The organism is Amycolatopsis thermalba (assembly GCF_003385215.1).
GTDB classification, from domain to species: Bacteria; Actinomycetota; Actinomycetes; order Mycobacteriales; family Pseudonocardiaceae; genus Amycolatopsis_E; species Amycolatopsis_E thermalba.
In genome coordinates this window covers 26,816-45,672 of the sequence record NZ_PQHW01000021.1, presented here as the reverse complement: position 1 = coordinate 45,672, position 18,857 = coordinate 26,816, and the positions used below count along the sequence as shown (strand labels likewise).

The window sequence follows — 18,857 nt, the reverse complement described above, 5'->3', positions numbered from 1 at the left end:
GGGGTGACGAGCGTGGTTTCCTGGTTCCGGCGCCGGTCCGCGGACGACTCCCCGACCGGGCAGATCCCCGGCGCGCAACTGGCGAAAATCATCGACGAGGTCGAGGGAACCACAGCGGCGCAACCCCCGTCCAACACCGATGTGAACCGTGTATCCGATCTGGCCGCCGCCGGCCCGGAAGCGCTGGAACAGGCGCGGGCCGACCGGCAGGAGCTGATCCAGCTCTGCCTCTACGCCCTGGACCGGGCGCGCAGCGGAGGCGTGGTCGAGCGCCTCGAACAAGGGCTGGCCCGCGTCGGGGTGGAGGCGGTGCGGCCGGACGGGCAGCGGTTCGACCCGTCCGTGCACGAGGCCGGTGGCGCGATCAAGACCGACGACCCGGCGCTGGACGGCGTGGTCGCCGAGACCGAGGTGGTCGGGTTCACCGACGGCGGCCGCCTGCTGCGCGCGCCCGTCGTGACGGTCTACACGAAGCGCTAAGGTCCGCTCGTGACCGCTCCGCCGCTTTCGTCCCTGCCCACCCAGGTCAAGCAGGCCCGTGAAACGCTGCTGGCCCTGTTGCGCGAGAGCGATCCGAAAGCCGCGGGGTGGGTCGAGGAGGTCCGCCGTTCGCGGCCGAAGAAGCCGCAGGTCGTGGTGGTCGGCGAGACCAACCGCGGCAAGAGTTCCCTGGTCAACGCCCTGCTGGCGACCCCGGGCCTGTCCCCGGTGGACGCCGACGTCGCCACCGCCGGCTACCTCGTCTTCGACCACGCCCCGGAGTGGGGCGCGCAGGCCTGCTACCCCGGTCAGCTCGCGCCGGTCGCCGTGCCGCTGCCCGAGCTGGTCCGCTGGGTCTCGGCCACGCACGAGCTGCCCGACGGCCAGCTGCCGCCGCGGTACGTCGAGGTCACCGGCCCGGTCCCGATCCTGGAGCGGCTCTCGCTGGTCGACACCCCGGGCGTGGGCGGGCTCGACTCGATGCACGGTGAGCTGGCCGCCGAGGCCGCGGCCAACGCGACCGCGCTGTTGTTCGTCGTCGACGCCTCGGCCCCGTTCACCGCCGGTGAGCTGGAGTTCCTGCGCCGCGTCGGCGGCCGCGTGGAGACCGTCGTGTTCGCACTGTCCAAAACGGACGCCTTCCGCGGCTGGCGGGAGGTGCTGGAGGCCGACCGGCGGCTGCTGGCCGAGCACGCGCCCCGATTCGCCGACGCGGTGTTCCACCCGGTGTCGGCGCGCATGTTCGAGATGGCCGCGAAGGCGCCCAACGAGCAGGCCGCGGTGATGCTGCGCGAGCGGTCCGGCGTGATCGAACTGCAGGCCGCGCTGCAGGAACTCGTCGTCGGCCGGTCCGCGATGCTCGGCGAGGCCAACACGCTGCGGGCCCTGTCCAGCGCGCTCGGCGAGGTGCACGCCGGTCTGCTGGCCGAGCAGCGGGCCCTGTCCTCCGGCGAGGCCGAGGCCGAGCGGCTGCGCGAGCGCCGTGACGAGCTGGCGGCCGAGCGCAAGACGTCCACCCGCGGCTGGCAGCTCAAGCTGCGCGGCGAGATCCAGCGCGCCCGGGTCGACCTCGGCCACGAGACCAGCAGGCAGGTCCGCGACGCCCAGTCCTACTTCCGCGCCCAGATCGACAACGCCAAGCGCGACCAGCTGGCCCAGCTGCCGCAGCAGGTGGACGCGGCGCTGCAGATGATCTCCCAGCGCGTGTCGGCGACCATGGCGCAGCGGCTGAACCGGGTCACCGAGATCGCGCTCGCCGAGCTGTTCGCGCCCGAGGAGCTGGACGTGATCCGCGCCCAGTTCCTCCGCGCGGGCGGGCCGCAGGTGGTGCTGCGGCCGCCGGACCGCAAACCGTCCACACCCGAGGACAAGCTGCTGATCTTCATGGGCATCTCCGGCGGGGTCGGCGCCGGCGTGATCGCCGCGCTGCCGCTGGCCGGGGTCGCCCTGCTCAACCCGGTGGTGCTGCCCGCGACGATCGTCGTCGGCCTGGGCGCCGGCTGGTGGATGGCCCGCACCCGGCGGCACGCCGCGGACAAGCAGCACCTCAAGCAGTGGCTGGTCGAGTCGATCGCGGAGGCGCGCTCGATCCTCGACCAGCTGGTCGCCGAGCAGCTGATCGAGGCCGAGCAGCAGCTGTCGCTGGCGCTGGACGAGGCCCTGTCCCGCCGGATCGACGCGATCGAGGCCGAGCTCAAGCAGGTCGACAAGTCGATCAAGATGGGCGCGCAGGAGCGGGCGAAGAAGCTGGCCGCGGTGAGCCGGAGGCTCAAGGAGGTCGGCGACGGCCGGGATCGCGCCGAGACCCTGCTCGGGCGCATCCGGACGCTGCGTGAGCAGGGCTGACGTGCTCGGTTGTGCCGGGGAACCGAACGGGAATAACGTGAGTCCAACTGTGTGACCGTAGTGGTACGAGACTTGGGAGTTCGGCGTGTGGATCGATGAGACCGGCGGGGTTGAGCCCACCGACGCCACGACCTCCGACGGTGACCTGGAGATCACGGTCGACGGGCAGACCTACACGGCCGAAGAGAACATGGACCTCAACCACGACGGGGTCAACGAGACGGTCCGCCTCGACAACGCCGACGGCACGATCACCGCGTACGTCGACACCGACGACGACGGGCACGCCGACCAGTACGTGCACACCGACACCGAGGGCAACGTCGTGGACCTGGCCCGCTACGACGAGACCACCGGCGACTGGGTGGCCGACCACGACTCCGAGGCGGGCGAGCCGGACGCCACCGAGACCGGCCGCGCCGGCGAGATCACCGCGGACATGTCCGACGGCACGGTCGAGGTCGGCCCGGCGACGGTGGACAGCGACAACGACGGCACCGCCGACAGCGCGGTCGTGACCGACGACCAGGGCAACACCCGGGTCTTCACCGACGTCGACGGCGACGGCCGGGCCGACGTGCAGACGATCATCACGCCCGACGGCGAGACGACCACCTACCAGCACACCGGCCCCGGCGAGTGGACCGAGACCACGAGCGGGTTCACCGCCGAGGTGCCGCCGGACAGCGACCAGCTCTGGGGCGGCGGCGGCGCCCAGGCGGTCGAGGGGGTCGCCAAGATCGACTCCGGCACCGGTCAGTGGATCTCCCAGAACTGAACCTTCCGGAACCGGGCGGAAACGGGCCCCGGTCGTCCCCGCGGACGGCCGGGGCCCGACCGCGTTTTCGGGCAAATCACCCCGCCGCGGATATCAGCAAGATCACGCGCGAGCCGAAGAACTTTCGACGCTACGCCGGTTCAGCGATATCTGAATCGATTCCCTGATCGTTCTTGTGAGAGAACCGACAGGTCAGGCCTCGGTTACCTGCCGTCCATCCGGCTACCCTCGGGGAATCCCAGTATTTCCAGCACACCGGTAGGGCAGCCGGTGTGCGAAGCCATTCGGTCGCCGGCGACGGAGCGCTTCCCGGACCAGATTCCGGGCGGGCGTTCCTGCCGTCGAAGTCAGGAGAAGGAATGACTGCAGTAGCCATCCCGGGACTGGACAAGGCGCCGACGTCGCACAGCGGTGTGCTTGCGTGGGTACGGGAGGTCGCCGAGCTGACCACCCCTGACCGAGTGGTGTGGTGCGACGGCTCCGACGAGGAGGCCGAGCGCATCAACAACGAGCTGGTCGAGGCCGGCACGTTCGTCCCGTTGACGGCGAAGCCGAACTCCTTCTGGGCCGCTTCGGACCCCAGCGACGTCGCGCGGGTCGAGGAGCGGACCTTCATCTGCTCCGAAAAGGAAGAAGACGCCGGGCCGACCAACAACTGGATGCACCCGGACGAGATGCGGGCCACCATGACCGAGCTCTACCGGGGCTGCATGCGTGGTCGGACGATGTACGTCATCCCGTTCTGCATGGGCCCGCTCGGCGACGAGAACCCCAAGCTGGGCATCGAGGTCACCGACTTCGCCTACGTCGTGGCGTCGATGCGGGTGATGACCCGCATGGGCACCAAGGCGCTGGAGAAGTTTGTCAAGGAGGACGGCACCGAGCGCGAGTTCGTGCCCGCCCTGCACTCGGTCGGCAAGCCGCTGGAGCCGGGCGAGAAGGACGTGCCGTGGCCGTGCAACGACACGAAGTACATCTCGCACTTCCCGGAGAGCCGGACGATCTGGAGCTACGGCTCGGGCTACGGCGGCAACTCGCTGCTGGGCAAGAAGTGCTACTCGCTGCGGATCGCCTCCGTCATGGCCCGTGACGAAGGCTGGCTCGCCGAGCACATGCTGATCCTCAAGCTGATCTCGCCGGAGAACAAGGCCTACTACGTGGCGGCCGCGTTCCCGAGCGCGTGCGGCAAGACCAACCTCGCGATGCTGCAGCCGACCATCCCGGGCTGGCGCGCCGAGACCATCGGTGACGACATCGCGTGGATGCGGTTCGGCGAGGACGGCCGCCTGTACGCGATCAACCCCGAGTTCGGCCTGTTCGGCGTCGCGCCGGGCACCGGTGAGAAGACCAACCCGGTGGCGATGAAGACCATCGAGGCCGGCAACACCGTCTTCACCAACGTCGCGCTGACCGACGACGGCGACGTGTGGTGGGAGGGCATGACCAAGGAGCCGCCGGCGCACCTGACCGACTGGAAGGGTCGCGACTGGACGCCCGAGTCGGACGAGCCGGCCGCGCACCCGAACTCGCGGTTCTGCACCCCGATCGCGCAGGTCCCGACGCTGGCGCCGGAGTGGGACGACCCGAAGGGCGTGCCGATCTCGGCGATCCTGTTCGGCGGCCGCCGCGCCACCACGGTCCCGCTGGTGACCGAGGCCCGCGACTGGCAGCACGGCGTGTTCATGGGCGCCACCATGTCGTCGGAGAAGACCGCCGCCGCGGCCGGCAAGGTCGGCGAGGTGCGTCGCGACCCGATGGCGATGCTGCCGTTCCTCGGCTACCACGCCGGTGCGTACTTCCAGCACTGGCTGGACACCGGCAAGAACGCCGACGCCGGCAAGCTGCCGAAGATCTTCTACGTGAACTGGTTCCGCCGCGGCGACGACAAGCGGTTCCTGTGGCCGGGCTTCGGTGAGAACTCGCGGGTGCTCAAGTGGATCGTCGAGCGCCTCGAGGGTCGCGCCGGTGCGGTGGAGACCCCGGTCGGCCTGGTGCCGCGCGCCGAGGACCTCGACCTGGACGGCATCGCCGAGCCGCTCGAGGACGTCCAGGAGTCGCTCGCGGTCAAGCCCGAGGAGTGGCGCCAGGAGATCCCGCTGATCGAGGAGTGGTTCGCCAAGATCGGCGACCGGGTGCCCTCCAGCCTGCACGACGAGCTGGCGGCGCTGAAGCAGCGCCTGGGCTGAGTTTTCCCCGCGGAACGGCCATTCCCGGCTTCGGCCGGGGGTGGCCGTTTCGTCGTTTCCGGCCCTATGGTCGGACCATGCTGGGGATGCGATTCGGCGTGAACATGATGGAGCCCGGGACGCGGGCGGAGTTCGTGGACAAGGTCCGGCGGGCCGAGGATCTCGGGTTCGACGTCGTGACCGTGGCCGACCACCTCGGGATGCCCGCGCCGTTCCCGGCGCTGGCGCTCGCGGCGGAGACGACTTCCCGGGTGCGGCTGGGCACCTTCGTGCTCAACGCGCCCTTCTACCACCCCGCCGTGCTGGCGCGGGACGTCGCGACCACCGACCAGTTCTGCGACGGGCGGCTGGAACTCGGCCTCGGCGCGGGGTACGTGCGCGAGGAGTTCGAAGCGGCCGGACTGCCGTGGCCGGGGCGCCGGATCGACCACGTCGAGCGGACGGTCGTGGAGCTGCGCAGGCTGTTCGCGGACCCGGACTACCAGCCGCGGCCGGCGCAGGACGGCGGGCCGCCGCTGCTGCTGGGCGGCTGGGGCGACCGGATGCTGACGATGGCCGCCGAGCACGCCGACACGATCGCCCTGACCGGGGCGCCCACGGCGAAGGAGGGCGGGCTGGTCGGCCTCGCCGACGCGGACGCGTTCGCGGCGCGGGTGGCGTTCGTGCGCTCCCGGCTCGGCACGCGCGAGGCGGAGATCAACGTGCTGGTGCAGCTGGTCGTGGTGACCGACGACCGGCGCGCGGCGCTGGCGGACCTGCAGCGGTTCGCGCCGGACATGAGCGTCGAGGCGATCGGTGAGCTGCCGACGCTGCTGGTGGGCTCGGTGCCGGAGATCGTCGCCCAGCTCTCGGACATGCGGGAGAAGCTGGGGATCACCTACGTGTCGGTGCTGGAGCGGAGCATGGCTGACTTCGCTCAGGTGCTGGAGCACCTGACCTAACCGCGAGTCCCACGTTCAGCCGCGCGAGTCCCACACTCCGGCGGGCGAGTCCCACGCTCCGGCGGGCGAGTTCCACGCTCCGGCGGGCGAGTTCTGCGTTCTGGCGGGCGAGTCCCACGTTCGGGTGGGCGGGTTCTACATTCGGGTGGGCGGGTTCCGCGCTCCGGCGGGCGAGTCCCATGCTCGGGCGCGCGAGTCCCACACTCCCGCGCGCGAGTCGCACGTTCCGGCGGGTGAGTTCCGGGCTGCGTCGTGCGTGCTCGGCTACCCCGTCGGTACGCCGGTGATCGCGTCGCGGAGGGCGTCCAGTGGGAGTCCGACCGCGTCCGCGAGGGCGACCACCGTGAAGAACGCCGGCGTGGGAATCCGCCCGGTCTCGATCTTCCGCAGCGTCTCCACCGAGACGCCCGCCTCCAGAGCCACCTCGGCCATGCTGCGCGGACCCCGCGCGGCTCGCAGTGCGGCACCGAGACGCTCGCCGCGTTCGCGTTCGGCTTCGGTCAGCGGGACTCGCACCATGTCCACAGTCTATCCGCCCAGTTGTCCCCAGCCTGTGGACAACTCTGTGCACAGGCTGGGGACTACCAGAAGAACGGAGGCAAGAAAACCGCCGGACCGGCAACTCATCAGCTGTGTCGCACGTCTCAGTGGTACCTGGCCGAGAGGAGGTCGTCATGTTGCTGGCAGGCGGGCTGATGTTCCTGTTGACCCTGGTCTACCTGGTCCTGTGCACCTGCACGGGCCGGTTCCGGGAACTGACCCGAGAACCGGAGAACCCCGCCGGGAACGAGCCCGGCGGGGTCCTCGAGACCAAGAACTAGGCGGTCGGGTCGGGCAGCGGCATACCAGGCAGCGTCTGGTCCCGCGGCACCACCCCGTCCACGAGGAAATCTTCCACAACCTTGTCCACCGCCGCGTTACCGCCAGCGTAGATCCCGTGGTCACCCTCGTCGGTCACGGTGATCATCCGCGACCCCTGGAACGCGCGGTGCGCCCGCTCGGCGCCCTCGATCGGCGTCGCCGGGTCGTGCGTCGCCTGCACCATCAGCACCGGCGGGACACCCCGGCCGTCCAGGACCGGCAGCGGCTCCGGCTTGTTGTTCCAGAAGATGCACGGCTGGATCAGCCAGCCCCAGCCCAGCAGCGGGTACTTCGGCCCCAGCTGCGCGGACTGCCGCACCGCCGTGTTGCGGTTGCCGAACCACGGCCCCTCGTTGCAGGGGATCGTCCAGAAGCTCGCGTCGTAGGCGTCGTCGTAGTCGCTCGGCACCACCAGCGGCTGCGGGCCGACCGCGTCGGTCACGGTCTTCACCTGGTCCAGCAGCGCCGTCTGCTGCTGCGCCGACGCCGTGCCCTGGGTCAGGTTCCGCACGTTGACCAGGTAGTCGGCCAGCTCCGGGAAGAACCGCTTGTTGTACAGGTTCGAGGTGATGAACGAGTCCAGCGCGTTGGCCGACAGCTTGGTGCCGTCGACCTCCACGGGGTTCTGCGTCAGGGCGTAGCGCACCTGCTCGTACGTCTGCCGCGCCATCTCGGCGGTGGTGCCGAAGTGGTAGAGGCTGTCGTACTTCGCCATCCACGGCAGGAAGTCCTCGCGCCAGCGCCGCTCGAAGCCCAGCGGCTGCCAGTCGAACGACTTCTGCCAGGTGGTGGTGAACTCGGTGTTCGAGTCCAGCACGAACTTGCCGGTCCGGTTCGGGAAGGCCTGCGCGTAGTGCGCGCCCATCCAGGTGCCCGCCGAGTACCCGACCCAGTTGATCTTCTGCCGCTTCAGCAGCACGCGCAGCAGGTCGAGGTCGTTGATCGTCTGCCGGGTGTTGATGAACGGCCCGAGGTCGCCGGACTTCACCTGGCACGAGTCGGCCGCGTACTCGGTGGCGTCCAGGATCAGCTTCAGGTTCTCCCGGCTGCGGTCCCGCGGGTCGAGGTGGCCGCCGGTGCCGATCGCGCCGCCGCAGGTGATGTTCGTGCTCTTGCCGGTGCCGCGCGCATCGAACCCGATGATCTCCTGGTGCTCACGCACCCGGGTCTGGTTGCGCAGCCGCGCCGGGAACATCCGGCCCGGTGCGCCCGGCCCGCCCGGGTTGACGAACGTGCTCTCCGTCGCCTCGCCGGTCGCCTTGAGCCGGCTGACCGCGATCGTCACGTCGATGCCCTGGTTCGGCGACGACCAGTCGCGCGGTGCGGAGTAGGTCGCGCACTCGATGCCCTCGGCGCCGGCCGGCGGGGTCTGCCCCGACAGCTCGTCCGTGGTGCAGGTGTGCCAGTCCAGCGCCTGCTGGGCGTAGCGATCCGGGATGCCGGTCGAGTTCAGCGCGGGTCCGGCCGGTGCCGCGATCGCTGGTGTGCCCGCCGCCAGCAGGGTGCCGGCCAGAGCCGGGATCACCACCGCCCAGCGCGTCCGTGTCATGCTCGCCCCTTCGTCACTGCCCGCTACCGCCCGCGTACGCCGCGGCGGCCTCATTCATATCGGCCGCACCGGAGCCGGGCAACCTGCCTTCGTCGGGTGTTGCCCTGATCAAATCGATATCCGGGGAGCGTGACGACGGGTGGTTCAGCACTTAAGGTCAAGCCCGCCCTGTCCCGTCCAAGTGAGGTCACATGTCTGGCAAAGCCGCCGGGAAGGTCACCGGGCTCCAGATCAGCCCGTGGAACCTGCTCCTGCTGTTACCACTGCTGATGCTCGTCACGCCGTGGTTCAACTTCGACAAGCCGCGGGTCCTGGGACTGCCGTTCTTCTACTGGTACCAGTTCCTCTTCGTGCTCGTCGGGGTCGTCTCCGTGGCGATCGTCTACGTGATGACCAAGGGGAAGCCGGTGGTGAAGGGCAAGCCGGACCGGCTCGCCGTGGAAGAGCTGGACGAGGGTGAGAAGTGATGGCACTGGCACAGGCGCCCGGCAGTGGCCTGCAGTGGGTGGAGCTGAGCGTTTTCGTCCTGCTGTTCCTGGTGGTCAGCGTGATGGGTTTCGTCGCGTCCCGGTGGCGCGCGGCGGCGTCGCTGGACCACCTCGACGAGTGGGGGCTGGGCGGCCGCAAGTTCGGCTCGTGGATCACCTGGTTCCTCGTCGGCGGTGACCTCTACACCGCCTACACCTTCGTGGCCGTGCCCGCGCTCGTGTTCGGCGCCGGCGCGCTGGGTTTCTACGCCCTGCCCTACACCGTGATCCTGTACCCGATCGTCTTCCTGCCCGCGCTGCGGATGTGGTCGGTGTCCCGCTCGCGTGGTTACGTGACACCGGCCGACTTCGTGCGCGGCCGCTACGGTTCGCCGACGCTGGCGCTGCTGATCGCGATCACCGGCATCGTCGCGACCATGCCCTACATCGCGCTGCAGCTGGTCGGCCTGGAAGCGGTGCTGCGGACGATGGGTCTCAACGGCGCCGGCATCGCCGGTCACCTGCCGCTGCTGATCGCGTTCCTCGTGCTGGCGCTCTACACCTACCAGTCGGGCCTGCGCGCGCCGGCGCTGATCGCGTTCGTCAAGGACGGCCTGATCTACGTCGTCATCCTGGTCGCGGTGTTCTACCTGCCTGCCAAGCTCGGCGGCTGGTCGCACATCTTCGACGTGAGCCAGCAGAAGCTGCAGACGCCGGATCCGAAGACGGGCAACCCGTCCGGTTCGATCCTGCTGACCGCGAACAACCAGCTGCAGTACGTCACCCTGGCGCTCGGTTCGGCGCTGGCGCTGTTCCTGTACCCGCACTCGCTCACCGGTGTGCTCGCCTCGCGCGGCCGCAGCGTGATCAAGCGGAACATGATCGCGCTGCCGGCGTACTCGCTGCTGCTGGGCCTGCTCGCGCTGCTCTGCTACGTCGCGCTGACCGCGGGCGTCAAGCCGATCACCAACGCCGCCACGGGCAACCCCGACTCCAACACCGTGGTGCCGGTGCTGTTCGACACGCAGTTCCCGTCGTGGTTCGCGGGTGTGGCGTTCGCCGCGATCGGCATCGGCGCGCTGGTACCCGCCGCGATCATGTCGATCGCCGCGGCGAACCTGTGGACCCGCAACATCTACAAGGAGTACCTGAAGCGGGACGCCACCCCGGCGCAGGAGGCCAAGCAGGCCAAGCTCGCGTCGCTGGTCGTGAAGTTCGGCGCGGTCGCGTTCATCCTGTTCATCGACCCGCAGTTCTCGATCGACCTGCAGCTCATCGGTGGTGTGCTGATCCTGCAGACGCTGCCCGCGGTGGCGATCGCGCTCTACACGCGGTGGCTGCACCGGTGGGGCCTGATCGCCGGCTGGATCGTCGGCATGGTGTGGGGCATCATCATGCTCTACGGCATCCCGAACCCGAAGACGGGCAAGGCGCACTTCGGCGGTTCCGCGCTCGCGCTGGACAAGCTGTCGATCTTCGGCTGGCACCCGTTCTCGGGCTCGATGATCCAGATCTACCCCGGGTTCGTGGCGCTGATCGCGAACCTGGTGGTGGCGGTGATCGTCACGGTGATCGCCCGGAGCCTGAAGGTGTTCAACGGCACGGACGACACCGAGGGCACCGACTACCACGCCGACGAGCACGACAAGGACCTGCGCCCCATCGGCGCGGCCCACTAGGAGGATGACGTGGACAGCCGGTTCGGTGTCACGGAGCTGGAAGACCTGCCCGAGGACCTGCGGGAGCGCATCGGCGTGATCGCGGAGAAGTCGGGCTTCGTGCCGAACGTCTTCCGGGCGCTGGGGCACCGGCCGGCTGAACTGCGCGCCTTCCTCGACTACCACGACGCGCTCATGGAACGCACCGACGGCCTGACCAAGGCCGAGCGGGAGCTGGTCGTGGTGGCGACGTCGGGGGCGAACCACTGCACCTACTGCGTGGTCGCCCACGGCGCGATCCTGCGGATCCGCGCGAAGGACCCGCAGCTGGCCGACCGGGTCGCCACGAACCCGTGGCAGGTCGAACTGGACGAGCGGGGCCGCGCGATCGTCGACCTGGCGCTCGCGCTGGCCCGCAAGCCCGAAATGTTCGGCGAAGCCGACCTCGAAGCCGCGCGCAAGGCGGGGCTGACCGAGGACGAGATCTGGGACGTCGGCGCGATCACCGCGTTGTTCGCGATGTCCAACCGGCTGGCGCACCTGACCGCGCTGCGGCCCAACCCGGAGTTCTACACGATGGGCCGCGATCAGAAGCGGTAGAGCGCTTCGTGCAGGTCGCGCTGGATCTCGTACTTGCGGAGCAGGCGGCCGAGCAGCCGGGCCCACCACTTCGCGGGGTGCCGGTAGGCGCGCACCCACAGCGGCGGGATGCGGTCCGGGATGCGCGGATCGGCCTTCGGGCGGAACTTGTCGCCGGTGAGGACGACGGTCGGGTGCCCGCGCGGGCAGGCGGTGGTCACCGAGATGACGCCGGGCAGCAGGTTGTGCACCCACTCCACCTCGTCGATCCCCATCAGGGTCCGGGTGTCGCAGGTTTCGCAGTAGACGACGAACATCGGGTCACAGCTCCCGCCGCCACGTTTCGCCGACGAGGTCGTGTCCGAAGCTGTGGTGGGGTTGCGAGTCGACGAGTTCGAACCCCGCCCGCCGGTAGATGTGCCGCGCGGCGACCAGGACGCTGTTGGTCCACAGTTCCATCGCGGTGTAGCCGTGCGCCCGCGCGAAGGCCAGGCACTCGTCCACCAGGCGCTTGCCGACGCCGTGGCCGCGGGCGTGCGGTTCGACGAGCAGCAGGCGCAGTTTCGCGGTCTTGTCGTCCGAGCCGCGCACGCAGAACACGCAGCCGGCGCGTTCCCCGCCCAGCTCGGCGATCCACCCGGCCTCGCGGGCCGGGTCGTGGTGGTCGACGTAGTCGGCGATGATCCGCGCGACGAGGGCTTCGTAGGTGGTGTCCCAGCCGTACTCCTGGGCGTAGATCGCGCCGTTGCGCTGCACGACCCAGCCGAAGTCGCCGGGCCGGGGCGGGCGCAGCACGAGCGCCGGGGCGGGCTGGCGGTCGCCGACGAGGTGGCTGATCGTGCGCATGGACGTGACCAGGCGGTGCTGGTCGTCGTCGGTGAGGCGGCCCAGCAGCTCGCCGATCTGCGCGGTGGTGCGGTCCTCGAGGACCTGCTGCTCGGCGCGGCCGGCGTCGGTGAGCCGGACGAGCTGGCGGCGCCCGTCGGTCTCGTGGCGTTCCCGGACCAGCAGGCCGCGGCTTTCCAGACGGGCGAGCAGGCGGCTGGCGTACCCGGGGTCCAGATCGAGGCGGCGGCGCAGCTCGGCGACCTCGGTGACGCCCTCCTGGGCCAGCTCGTAGAGCACCCGGGCCTCGCCGAGGCTGTAGTCGCTGCCGACGAGCCCTTCTTCGAGGACCCCGATGAGACCGGTGTAGAGCCGGTTGAAGGCGCGGACCTGCGTGACGCGGTCCCGGAGTGCCTGGTCGCTCATTGACCACCTCAACAAACTCGTTGACTGGGTCAAACACTACTCCCGCCGGGATCGGGCGCAAGTGGTTTTTCGAGGTGGTTTTCAGCCAGAACGGCCACGGTGTCGCGACCGTCGGGCAGGGCGGTGCCCGTGGCATCTGCGGGGGGATGTTCGCCCGGTGGGGACCCGGAAATTGGAAACCCCGTGATGCTGCCAGGTCGGGGGTCCGCCAGCATCACGGGGTCATCTGGGGTATCGCCACTTCCCCTGGTGGCGTTACAACCTGATCTAGTTGTGGCCTAGCTCACGCTTCAGCGCAAGTTGGACTGACGCGCCTGGGCGATGGCGATCAGCTCCTGGCGGACCGTCACGGAGCCGGCGGTGTCGATCGCGCGGCTCAGCGCCCGGCGGGTGCGCGCCTCGGCGCGGCGGGCTCGGAGCTTGGCGGCGATGTTGCTCATCGGTGTTCGCATCCCTCGTGCATCTCGGTGGCTGTGCTTCCAGTATGCACCTTTTTTCACAAGGTCGCCAACGATTGTCCGGTGACCTAGGGCACTTGCCTACGAATCATCGGCCGAAGCTCGATCTTGCGGAAGATCGCCCTTTCTAGCGTGATCACTAGAAAGCGGTAGAGACTCCCAGATGCGGCTGCGGAGGTCGGCGCCGCGGATCACCTGGATCCGCCACGGCTCCAGGCGCAGGACGTGCAGCTTCGGATCCGACGGCGACCGCCAGAACGCGCCCAGGTCGTACCCGGCGCCGCGCGGGCTCGTGTTGCGGTAGAGCCGCCACACGTGCGACTTCACGTCCAGGTCGTCGACCCATTCGGCCACCGCCTCGACGGCCACCGAGTTGTTCCCCGGCTTCCAGTAGGAGAACGAGGTGTGCGGGTTGCGGGCCAGGTGGGCGGCCTTGACCGGGGTCCGGTAGGTGGCCAGCCACCCGCGCGGCTGCCCGTCCACGTTCTCCCAGACCGGGATGAGGATCCGCGTGCGCGGCCGGTTCCGCGAGTCGACGGTGACCATGGTGGCGTACCCGATCGAGCCGACGTAGGCGTTGAACTCGGCTTCGAGTTCGGCGAAGGAGCGCACGGTCCGGCTCATCGCGCCACCCGCAATCCGAACGCGCTGATCACGGCGGCCACCGCGGCGGCCGCGATCGGCACCACCAGCGCCGTCCGGTAGCCGTCCACGCCCACCGACGCCCCGGTGAGCACCGCCGTGCAGGCGGCGAGCCCGAGCGCCGCGCCGAACTGGAACGACGTGTACAGCAACCCGCCGGCCAGCCCCTGCTCGCGCTCGGCGACCCCGTCGGTGGCGACGATCGTCAGCGGACCGTAGGCCAGCGCGAACGCCACCCCGAGCACGATCATCGTCGGGAACATCGCGAGGTAGACGGTGTCCGTGCCGATCGGCAGGAACAACGCGTAGGACACCACGGCGAGCACCAGGCCGGCCACGATGACCTTCGCGTTGCCGAACCGCTCGACCAGCCGCGGGGTCAGGGCCGGGGCGAGGACGGCGTCCGCGCCGATCGCCAGCATCGCCAGGCTGGTCTGCAGCGAACTCCACCCGCGCAGTTCCTGCAGGTACAGCACGGCGATGAACTGGAACCCGAAGAAGGCCGCGGCGAACAGCAGACCGGCCAGGTTGGCGCGCACCAGCGCCCCGGACCGGAGCAGGCCGAGCCGCACCAGCGGGGCGGCGGACCGGCGCTCGACCAGGACGAAGACGGCGGCGAACGCGAGCCCGGCGGCGACCGTCGCGGTGGTCCAGCCCGCGGACACGTGCGTGGAGCGCTCGACGCCGAGCACCAGCAGCACGATGGCGGCCGTGATGGTCACCGCGCCGAGCACGTCGACCCGCCGGTCCGCAGTGCGCTCGCGGGGCGTGGCGGGGATGAACGCGACGCCCAGCACCAGGATGACCAGTGCCAGTACGGCGGGCGCGAACAGCACCAGCCGCCAGTCCACGGCGCTGAGCAGCCCGCCGAGCACCAGCCCGAGCGAGAAGCCGCCCGCGGCCGTGCCGGAGTAGACCAGCAACGCCCGGTTGCGCTGCGGGCCCTCCTCGAAGCTGGTGGTGATGATCGACAGGCCGGCCGGGGTCATCACCGCGGCGGCGACACCCGCGACGAACCGCGCGACGATGAGCAGCCAGCCCTCGCCGGCGAGCCCGCCGACGGCGGACACGACCAGGAACACGGCGAGCCAGACCAGGAACATGCGGCGCCTGCCGAACAGGTCGGCGGCCCGGCCACCGGCCAGCATGAACCCGCCGTAGCCGAGCACGTAGGCGCTGACCACCCACTGCAGCTCACCGGTGGACAGGCCGAGGTCGGCGCGGATGGCGGGCAGCGCGACGTTCAGCATCGCGACGTCGATGCCCTCCAGGAAGATCGCGCCGCAGAGGACGAACAGCATCCCCCAGGTTCGGGGCGTGAAGCGCGGTCGCGCTTCGACGGTGGTGGACACGAGATCCGCTCCCAAGGTTTCGATTGGTAACAGACGAATCTTGTGTGACCATTGACGACTGTGGAAGACGGCACTTCAAAGGCACTCGGTTACTGCACGGGAACCGAAGACGACGAGGTCAGGCAGTGGGACACCCGCGCGGACTGCGACGTCCGGCACATCCTCGACCGGGTGGCGGACAAGTGGTCCCTGCTCGTGATCGCGTTGCTCGACCGGCGCACGATGCGGTTCTCCGAGCTGCGGCGGGCGATCGACGGGGTCAGCCAGCGGATGCTCACCGTGACGCTGCGGCACCTGGAGCGGGACGGGATCATCAGCCGGACGGTCTACCCGGTGGTGCCACCGCGGGTGGACTACGAGCTGACCCCGCTGGGCATGTCGCTGCACCAGGTGATCAAGTCGCTGGTGACCTGGACCGAAGAGCACCAGCAGGAGATCGCCGCGGCGCACGCGGCCTACGACGAGCGGGTCGCCGCGGAGGAACCGGAGCTGGTCAGTCCACGGCTCGGCTGAGCAGGTAGTGCCCGAAGTGCGGCACGGTGAAGGCGATGTGCCCGCGCTCCGCGGAGTACACCAGCCCCTTCTTCATCAGCGAGTCCCGCGCCGGGGACAGTGACGAGGGCTTGCGGCCCAGGTAGACCGCCACGTCCGAGGTGCCCGCGCTCTCGTCGCGGCCCTGGGTCAGCTCCGCCATCGCGCGCAGGTACTCGCGCTCGGCCGGCGTGGCGCGTTCGTAGCGGGACCCGAAGAAGCCGACCGCGAGTTCCTGCTCGGCTTCGGGGGCGGCGACCTGCACGTCCTGCACGGTGATCGGGTCGTCCGGTGCCGCGTCCCAGGCGGCCTTCGCGTAGGCCTGGATGAAGTACGGGTAGCCGCCGGAGGCGTCGAACAACGCGTCCAGCGCCTCGGGCTCGATGCCGGCGTCCTCGCGTTCGATCGGCGCCAGCACCGCGCGGTCGGCCTCCGCGCGGTTGAGCCGGTCGATGCGCACGTACCGGAACAGCCGCTCGGAGTAGGACTTCGAGGCCGACAGCACCGCGGGCACGTGCGGCAGCCCGGCGCCGACCACCACCAGCGGCGCGCCGGACTGGGACAGCTCGTGGCACGCCGCGCACAGCGCCGACACGTCGTCGGGCTGCAGGTCCTGGATCTCGTCGATCAGCAGGGCCACGCCGGTGCCGACGTCCGCGGCCAGTTCGGCCACGTCGGTGAACAACTCGACCAGGTCGATCTCGATGTCCCCGGAGTCGGCCCGGCCCTGCGCGGCCGGCACGTCGATGCCCGGCTGCCACCGGTCCCGCAGCTTCGCGTCCGCCTTGTTGGAGCGCAGCGCAAACGCTTTCAGCACGCCGAGGACCTCTTCCACCCGGTCCGGCGCCCGGTGCCGCACCGCGAGGTCCCGGATCGCGCGGTGCAGGGCCGCCGACAGCGGCCGTCGCAGCTCCGCGTCCGGGCGCGCCTCGATCTTGCCCGCGCCCCACCGGTGTTTCACGGCCATCGACCGCAACTCGCCAAGCAGCACGGTCTTGCCGACGCCGCGCAGGCCGGTCAGCACGAGGCTGCGTTCCGGGCGGCCGCGGGCGACCCGCTGCAACACCACCTCGAACGCGGTCAGCTCGCGTTCACGGCCGGCCAGCTCCGGCGGCCGTTGCCCGGCGCCCGGTGCGAAGGGGTTGCGGATCGGGTCCACTCTGCCAACGTATCGGCGTGTCTAGGGCGACCCCGATATTTGCGGAGATTCCGGTATCGGCGTGTCGCTATCTCTTTCTAGCTTACTCTAGTGTGAGAGCTAGAAAAGCTTAGGGATGAACAGACGCGGGAATGGGTAGATCCTCGACGTGACATGTCGCATCCGAGGAAGGCGAGGATCGTGATCTTGCGTCGACTGGCCCGCCCCATGCTGGCGAGCATCTTCATCTACGGCGGTATCAACGCCCTGAGGCAGCCCGAGGGGCACGCCGAGGCGGTCAAGCCCGTGCTCGACAAGGTCGGCGAGCAGCGGGACAAGCTGCCCGAGGCCGTTCCCACCGACCCGGTGAGCCTGGTCAAGATCGACGCCGGGGTGAAGATCGCGGCCGGGACCCTGTTCGCGCTCGGCAAGTTCCCGCGGCTGTCCGCGCTGGCGCTGCTGGGCAGCCTGGTGCCGACGACCGTCGCCGGGCACCCGTTCTGGGAGGCCAAGGACCCGCAGGAGAAGCAGCAGCAGCTGATCCAGCTGCTCAAGAACGCCGGCCTGGCCGGCGGGCTGCTGATCGCGGCCGCCGACACCGAGGGCAAGCCGTCGCTGGGCTGGCGCGCCCGCCGCGCCGCCGACAAGGCGAGCAAGCGTGCCCACAAGGCCACGGAGAAGGCGAGCAAGAAGGCGCACAAGGCGACGAAGCAGATCCAGTCGACGGCCGCCTCCGCCCGCGACGTCCTGCCGGTGTGACGACGAAGGGCCACCCTCGCCGAGGGTGGCCCTTCGCGGTCACTTCTCCAGGATCGCCGTGATGCCCTGGCCGCCTGCCGCGCAGATCGAGATCAGGCCCCGGCCCGAGCCCTTCTCGTGCAGCAGCTTCGCCAGCGTCGCCACGATGCGGCCGCCCGTCGCGGCGAACGGGTGTCCCGCGGCCAGCGACGAGCCGTTCACGTTCAGCTTCGACCGGTCGATCGGCCCCAGCGGCTGGTCCAGCCCCAGCTTCTCCTTGGCGAAGGCCGGGCTTTCCCACGCCTTCAACGTCGCGAGCACCTGGGAGGCGAACGCCTCGTGGATCTCGTAGAAGTCGAAGTCCTGCAGCGTCAGCCCGGCCTTCGCCAGCATCCGCGGCACCGCGTACGCCGGGGCCATCAGCAGGCCCTCGCCGCCGTGCACGTAGTCCACCGCCGCGGTCTCCGAGAACGTCAGGTACGCCAGGACCGGCAGCTTCCGCTCGGCGGCCCACTCCTCGGTGGCCAGCAGGACCGTCGACGCGCCGTCGGTCAGCGGGGTCGAGTTGCCCGCGGTCATCGTGCCGTCGGGACCGCCGAACACCGGCTTGAGCTTGGCCAGCTTCTCCGCGGTCGAGTCCGGCCGCAGGTTCTGGTCGCGGGACAGGCCGAGGTACGGCGTCACCAGGTCGTCGAAGAACCCGCGCTCGTAGGCGGCGGCGAGGCGCTGGTGGCTGGTCGCGGCCAGGACGTCCTGCTCCTCGCGCGAGATCTCCCACTCCTTGGCCGTCAGCGACGCGTGCTCGCCCATCGACAGCCCGGTGCGCGGCTCGGCGTTGCGCGGGATCTCCGGCACGATCTGACCCGGACGAAGCTTGGTCAGCAGCTTGAGCCGCTGGCCGACCGTCTTCGCGGAGTTGAGCTGCACCAGGATGCGGCGCAGGTCGTCGTTCACCGCGAGCGGGGCGTCCGAGGTGGTGTCCACGCCACCGGCGATCGCCGAGTCGATCTGCCCGAGCGCGATCTTGTTGGCGACGTTGACGATCGCCTGCAGACCGGTGCCGCACGCCATCTGGACGTCCGCGGCCGGCGTCTCCGGCGACAGCTTGCTGCCCAGCACGCTCTCCCGGGCCAGGTTGAAGTCCCGCGCGTGCTTGAGCACGGCACCCGCGGCGACCTCGCCGATGCGCTCGCCCTGCAGCGCGAAGCGGCTCACCAGGCCGTCCAGGGCGGCGGTGAGCATGTCCTGGTTGGACGCGTTGGCGTAGCGGCCGTTCGACCGCGCGAACGGGATGCGGTTGCCGCCGACGATGGCGACGCGACGAACGTCCATCAATTCCTCCCACTGCGGTGGTGAGCCTCGGATGACAGTGTAACCTACTCGTGAGTAGGTAAGCTCGGTAA

20 protein-coding genes are annotated in these 18,857 nt (G+C 70.0%); 11 read left to right on the top strand and 9 right to left on the bottom strand.

Annotated elements, in window-relative coordinates; translation table 11 throughout:
* Positions 1 to 3 precede the first annotated feature (3 nt).
* The 5 genes from grpE to D0D15_RS11730 all read left to right on the top strand — a co-directional run bounded on the left by grpE (position 4) and on the right by D0D15_RS11730 (position 6,230).
* A complete protein-coding gene (gene grpE, locus D0D15_RS11750; protein WP_094003227.1) occupies positions 4 to 480 on the top strand; it encodes a nucleotide exchange factor GrpE in 477 nt (158 codons plus the stop codon).
* A gap of 9 nt (positions 481 to 489) precedes the next feature.
* Complete coding sequence (locus D0D15_RS11745; RefSeq protein WP_115944426.1) at positions 490 to 2,325, top strand: dynamin family protein; 1,836 nt, start codon at positions 490 to 492, stop codon at positions 2,323 to 2,325.
* An 85-nt stretch (positions 2,326 to 2,410) separates the two neighbouring features.
* Positions 2,411 to 3,103, top strand: coding sequence for a DUF6802 family protein (locus tag D0D15_RS11740; protein WP_094003225.1), 693 nt, complete (start codon positions 2,411 to 2,413; stop codon positions 3,101 to 3,103).
* Between the two features lie 359 nt (positions 3,104 to 3,462).
* Positions 3,463 to 5,289 (top strand): phosphoenolpyruvate carboxykinase (GTP), encoded by a 1,827-nt coding sequence (locus tag D0D15_RS11735; RefSeq protein ID WP_094003224.1) that lies wholly within the window; start codon positions 3,463 to 3,465, stop codon positions 5,287 to 5,289.
* Between the two features lie 77 nt (positions 5,290 to 5,366).
* Positions 5,367 to 6,230, top strand: a complete 864-nt coding sequence (locus D0D15_RS11730; protein WP_115944425.1) for a TIGR03621 family F420-dependent LLM class oxidoreductase — start codon at positions 5,367 to 5,369, stop codon at positions 6,228 to 6,230.
* 264 nt (positions 6,231 to 6,494) lie between these two features.
* On the opposite strand, the gene D0D15_RS11720 is transcribed toward D0D15_RS11730, so the two are convergent.
* Entirely contained in the window at positions 6,495 to 6,749 is a 255-nt protein-coding gene (locus D0D15_RS11720; protein ID WP_094003222.1) for a helix-turn-helix domain-containing protein, read from the bottom strand.
* Positions 6,750 to 6,904: 155 nt separating this feature from the next.
* Here D0D15_RS11720 and D0D15_RS36300 point away from each other — a divergent pair, with 155 nt between their 5' ends.
* A complete protein-coding gene (locus D0D15_RS36300) occupies positions 6,905 to 7,051 on the top strand; it encodes a hypothetical protein (RefSeq protein ID WP_167481496.1) in 147 nt (48 codons plus the stop codon).
* Here D0D15_RS36300 and D0D15_RS11715 read toward each other — a convergent pair.
* Positions 7,048 to 8,640: an alpha/beta hydrolase gene (locus D0D15_RS11715; RefSeq protein WP_115944424.1), complete on the bottom strand. Its 1,593-nt coding sequence runs from the start codon at positions 8,638 to 8,640 to the stop codon at positions 7,048 to 7,050. The two genes, D0D15_RS36300 and D0D15_RS11715, sit on opposite strands and share 4 nt — an antisense overlap.
* Positions 8,641 to 8,831: 191 nt before the next feature.
* Here D0D15_RS11715 and D0D15_RS11710 point away from each other — a divergent pair, with 191 nt between their 5' ends.
* From D0D15_RS11710 to D0D15_RS11700, 3 genes are read left to right on the top strand one after another with little or no spacing between them, the layout of a single operon-like run.
* On the top strand, positions 8,832 to 9,107 hold the full coding sequence (locus D0D15_RS11710) for a DUF3311 domain-containing protein (RefSeq protein WP_094003220.1): 276 nt from the start codon (positions 8,832 to 8,834) through the stop codon (positions 9,105 to 9,107).
* The gene (gene mctP / locus D0D15_RS11705) at positions 9,107 to 10,786 is read left to right on the top strand and encodes a monocarboxylate uptake permease MctP (RefSeq protein WP_115944423.1); all 1,680 of its coding nucleotides are present in this window, start codon (positions 9,107 to 9,109) and stop codon (positions 10,784 to 10,786) included. The genes D0D15_RS11710 and mctP overlap by 1 nt, the downstream gene beginning before the upstream one ends.
* A gap of 9 nt (positions 10,787 to 10,795) precedes the next feature.
* Positions 10,796 to 11,365: a peroxidase-related enzyme gene (locus tag D0D15_RS11700; protein WP_094003218.1), complete on the top strand. Its 570-nt coding sequence runs from the start codon at positions 10,796 to 10,798 to the stop codon at positions 11,363 to 11,365.
* Here D0D15_RS11700 and D0D15_RS11695 read toward each other — a convergent pair.
* The 5 genes from D0D15_RS11695 to D0D15_RS11680 all read right to left on the bottom strand — a co-directional run bounded on the left by D0D15_RS11695 (position 11,353) and on the right by D0D15_RS11680 (position 15,047).
* On the bottom strand, positions 11,353 to 11,661 hold the full coding sequence (locus D0D15_RS11695; RefSeq protein WP_094003217.1) for a hypothetical protein: 309 nt from the start codon (positions 11,659 to 11,661) through the stop codon (positions 11,353 to 11,355). The two genes, D0D15_RS11700 and D0D15_RS11695, sit on opposite strands and share 13 nt — an antisense overlap.
* A 4-nt stretch (positions 11,662 to 11,665) precedes the next feature.
* Positions 11,666 to 12,595 (bottom strand): bifunctional helix-turn-helix transcriptional regulator/GNAT family N-acetyltransferase, encoded by a 930-nt coding sequence (locus tag D0D15_RS11690; RefSeq protein WP_094003216.1) that lies wholly within the window; start codon positions 12,593 to 12,595, stop codon positions 11,666 to 11,668.
* Between the two features lie 290 nt (positions 12,596 to 12,885).
* Entirely contained in the window at positions 12,886 to 13,035 is a 150-nt protein-coding gene (locus D0D15_RS36295; RefSeq protein WP_017985832.1) for a hypothetical protein, read from the bottom strand.
* Positions 13,036 to 13,134: 99 nt separating this feature from the next.
* Positions 13,135 to 13,677, bottom strand: coding sequence for a pyridoxamine 5'-phosphate oxidase family protein (locus D0D15_RS11685; RefSeq protein ID WP_094003215.1), 543 nt, complete (start codon positions 13,675 to 13,677; stop codon positions 13,135 to 13,137).
* Positions 13,674 to 15,047, bottom strand: a complete 1,374-nt coding sequence (locus tag D0D15_RS11680; protein WP_233157020.1) for an MFS transporter — start codon at positions 15,045 to 15,047, stop codon at positions 13,674 to 13,676. Before D0D15_RS11680 ends, D0D15_RS11685 begins: the two co-directional genes overlap by 4 nt.
* Positions 15,048 to 15,107: 60 nt before the next feature.
* Between D0D15_RS11680 and D0D15_RS11675 the strand changes: the two genes are divergently transcribed.
* Positions 15,108 to 15,560: a winged helix-turn-helix transcriptional regulator gene (locus D0D15_RS11675; RefSeq protein ID WP_094003213.1), complete on the top strand. Its 453-nt coding sequence runs from the start codon at positions 15,108 to 15,110 to the stop codon at positions 15,558 to 15,560.
* Here D0D15_RS11675 and D0D15_RS11670 read toward each other — a convergent pair.
* Positions 15,541 to 16,737: an ATP-binding protein gene (locus tag D0D15_RS11670; protein WP_094003212.1), complete on the bottom strand. Its 1,197-nt coding sequence runs from the start codon at positions 16,735 to 16,737 to the stop codon at positions 15,541 to 15,543. The genes D0D15_RS11675 and D0D15_RS11670 overlap by 20 nt on opposite strands.
* Before the next feature lie 180 nt (positions 16,738 to 16,917).
* Here D0D15_RS11670 and D0D15_RS11665 point away from each other — a divergent pair, with 180 nt between their 5' ends.
* The gene (locus tag D0D15_RS11665) at positions 16,918 to 17,475 is read left to right on the top strand and encodes a DoxX family protein (protein WP_233157019.1); all 558 of its coding nucleotides are present in this window, start codon (positions 16,918 to 16,920) and stop codon (positions 17,473 to 17,475) included.
* A gap of 39 nt (positions 17,476 to 17,514) precedes the next feature.
* Here D0D15_RS11665 and D0D15_RS11660 read toward each other — a convergent pair whose 3' ends face one another.
* On the bottom strand, positions 17,515 to 18,786 hold the full coding sequence (locus D0D15_RS11660; RefSeq protein WP_094003210.1) for an acetyl-CoA C-acetyltransferase: 1,272 nt from the start codon (positions 18,784 to 18,786) through the stop codon (positions 17,515 to 17,517).
* Positions 18,787 to 18,857 lie beyond the last annotated feature (71 nt).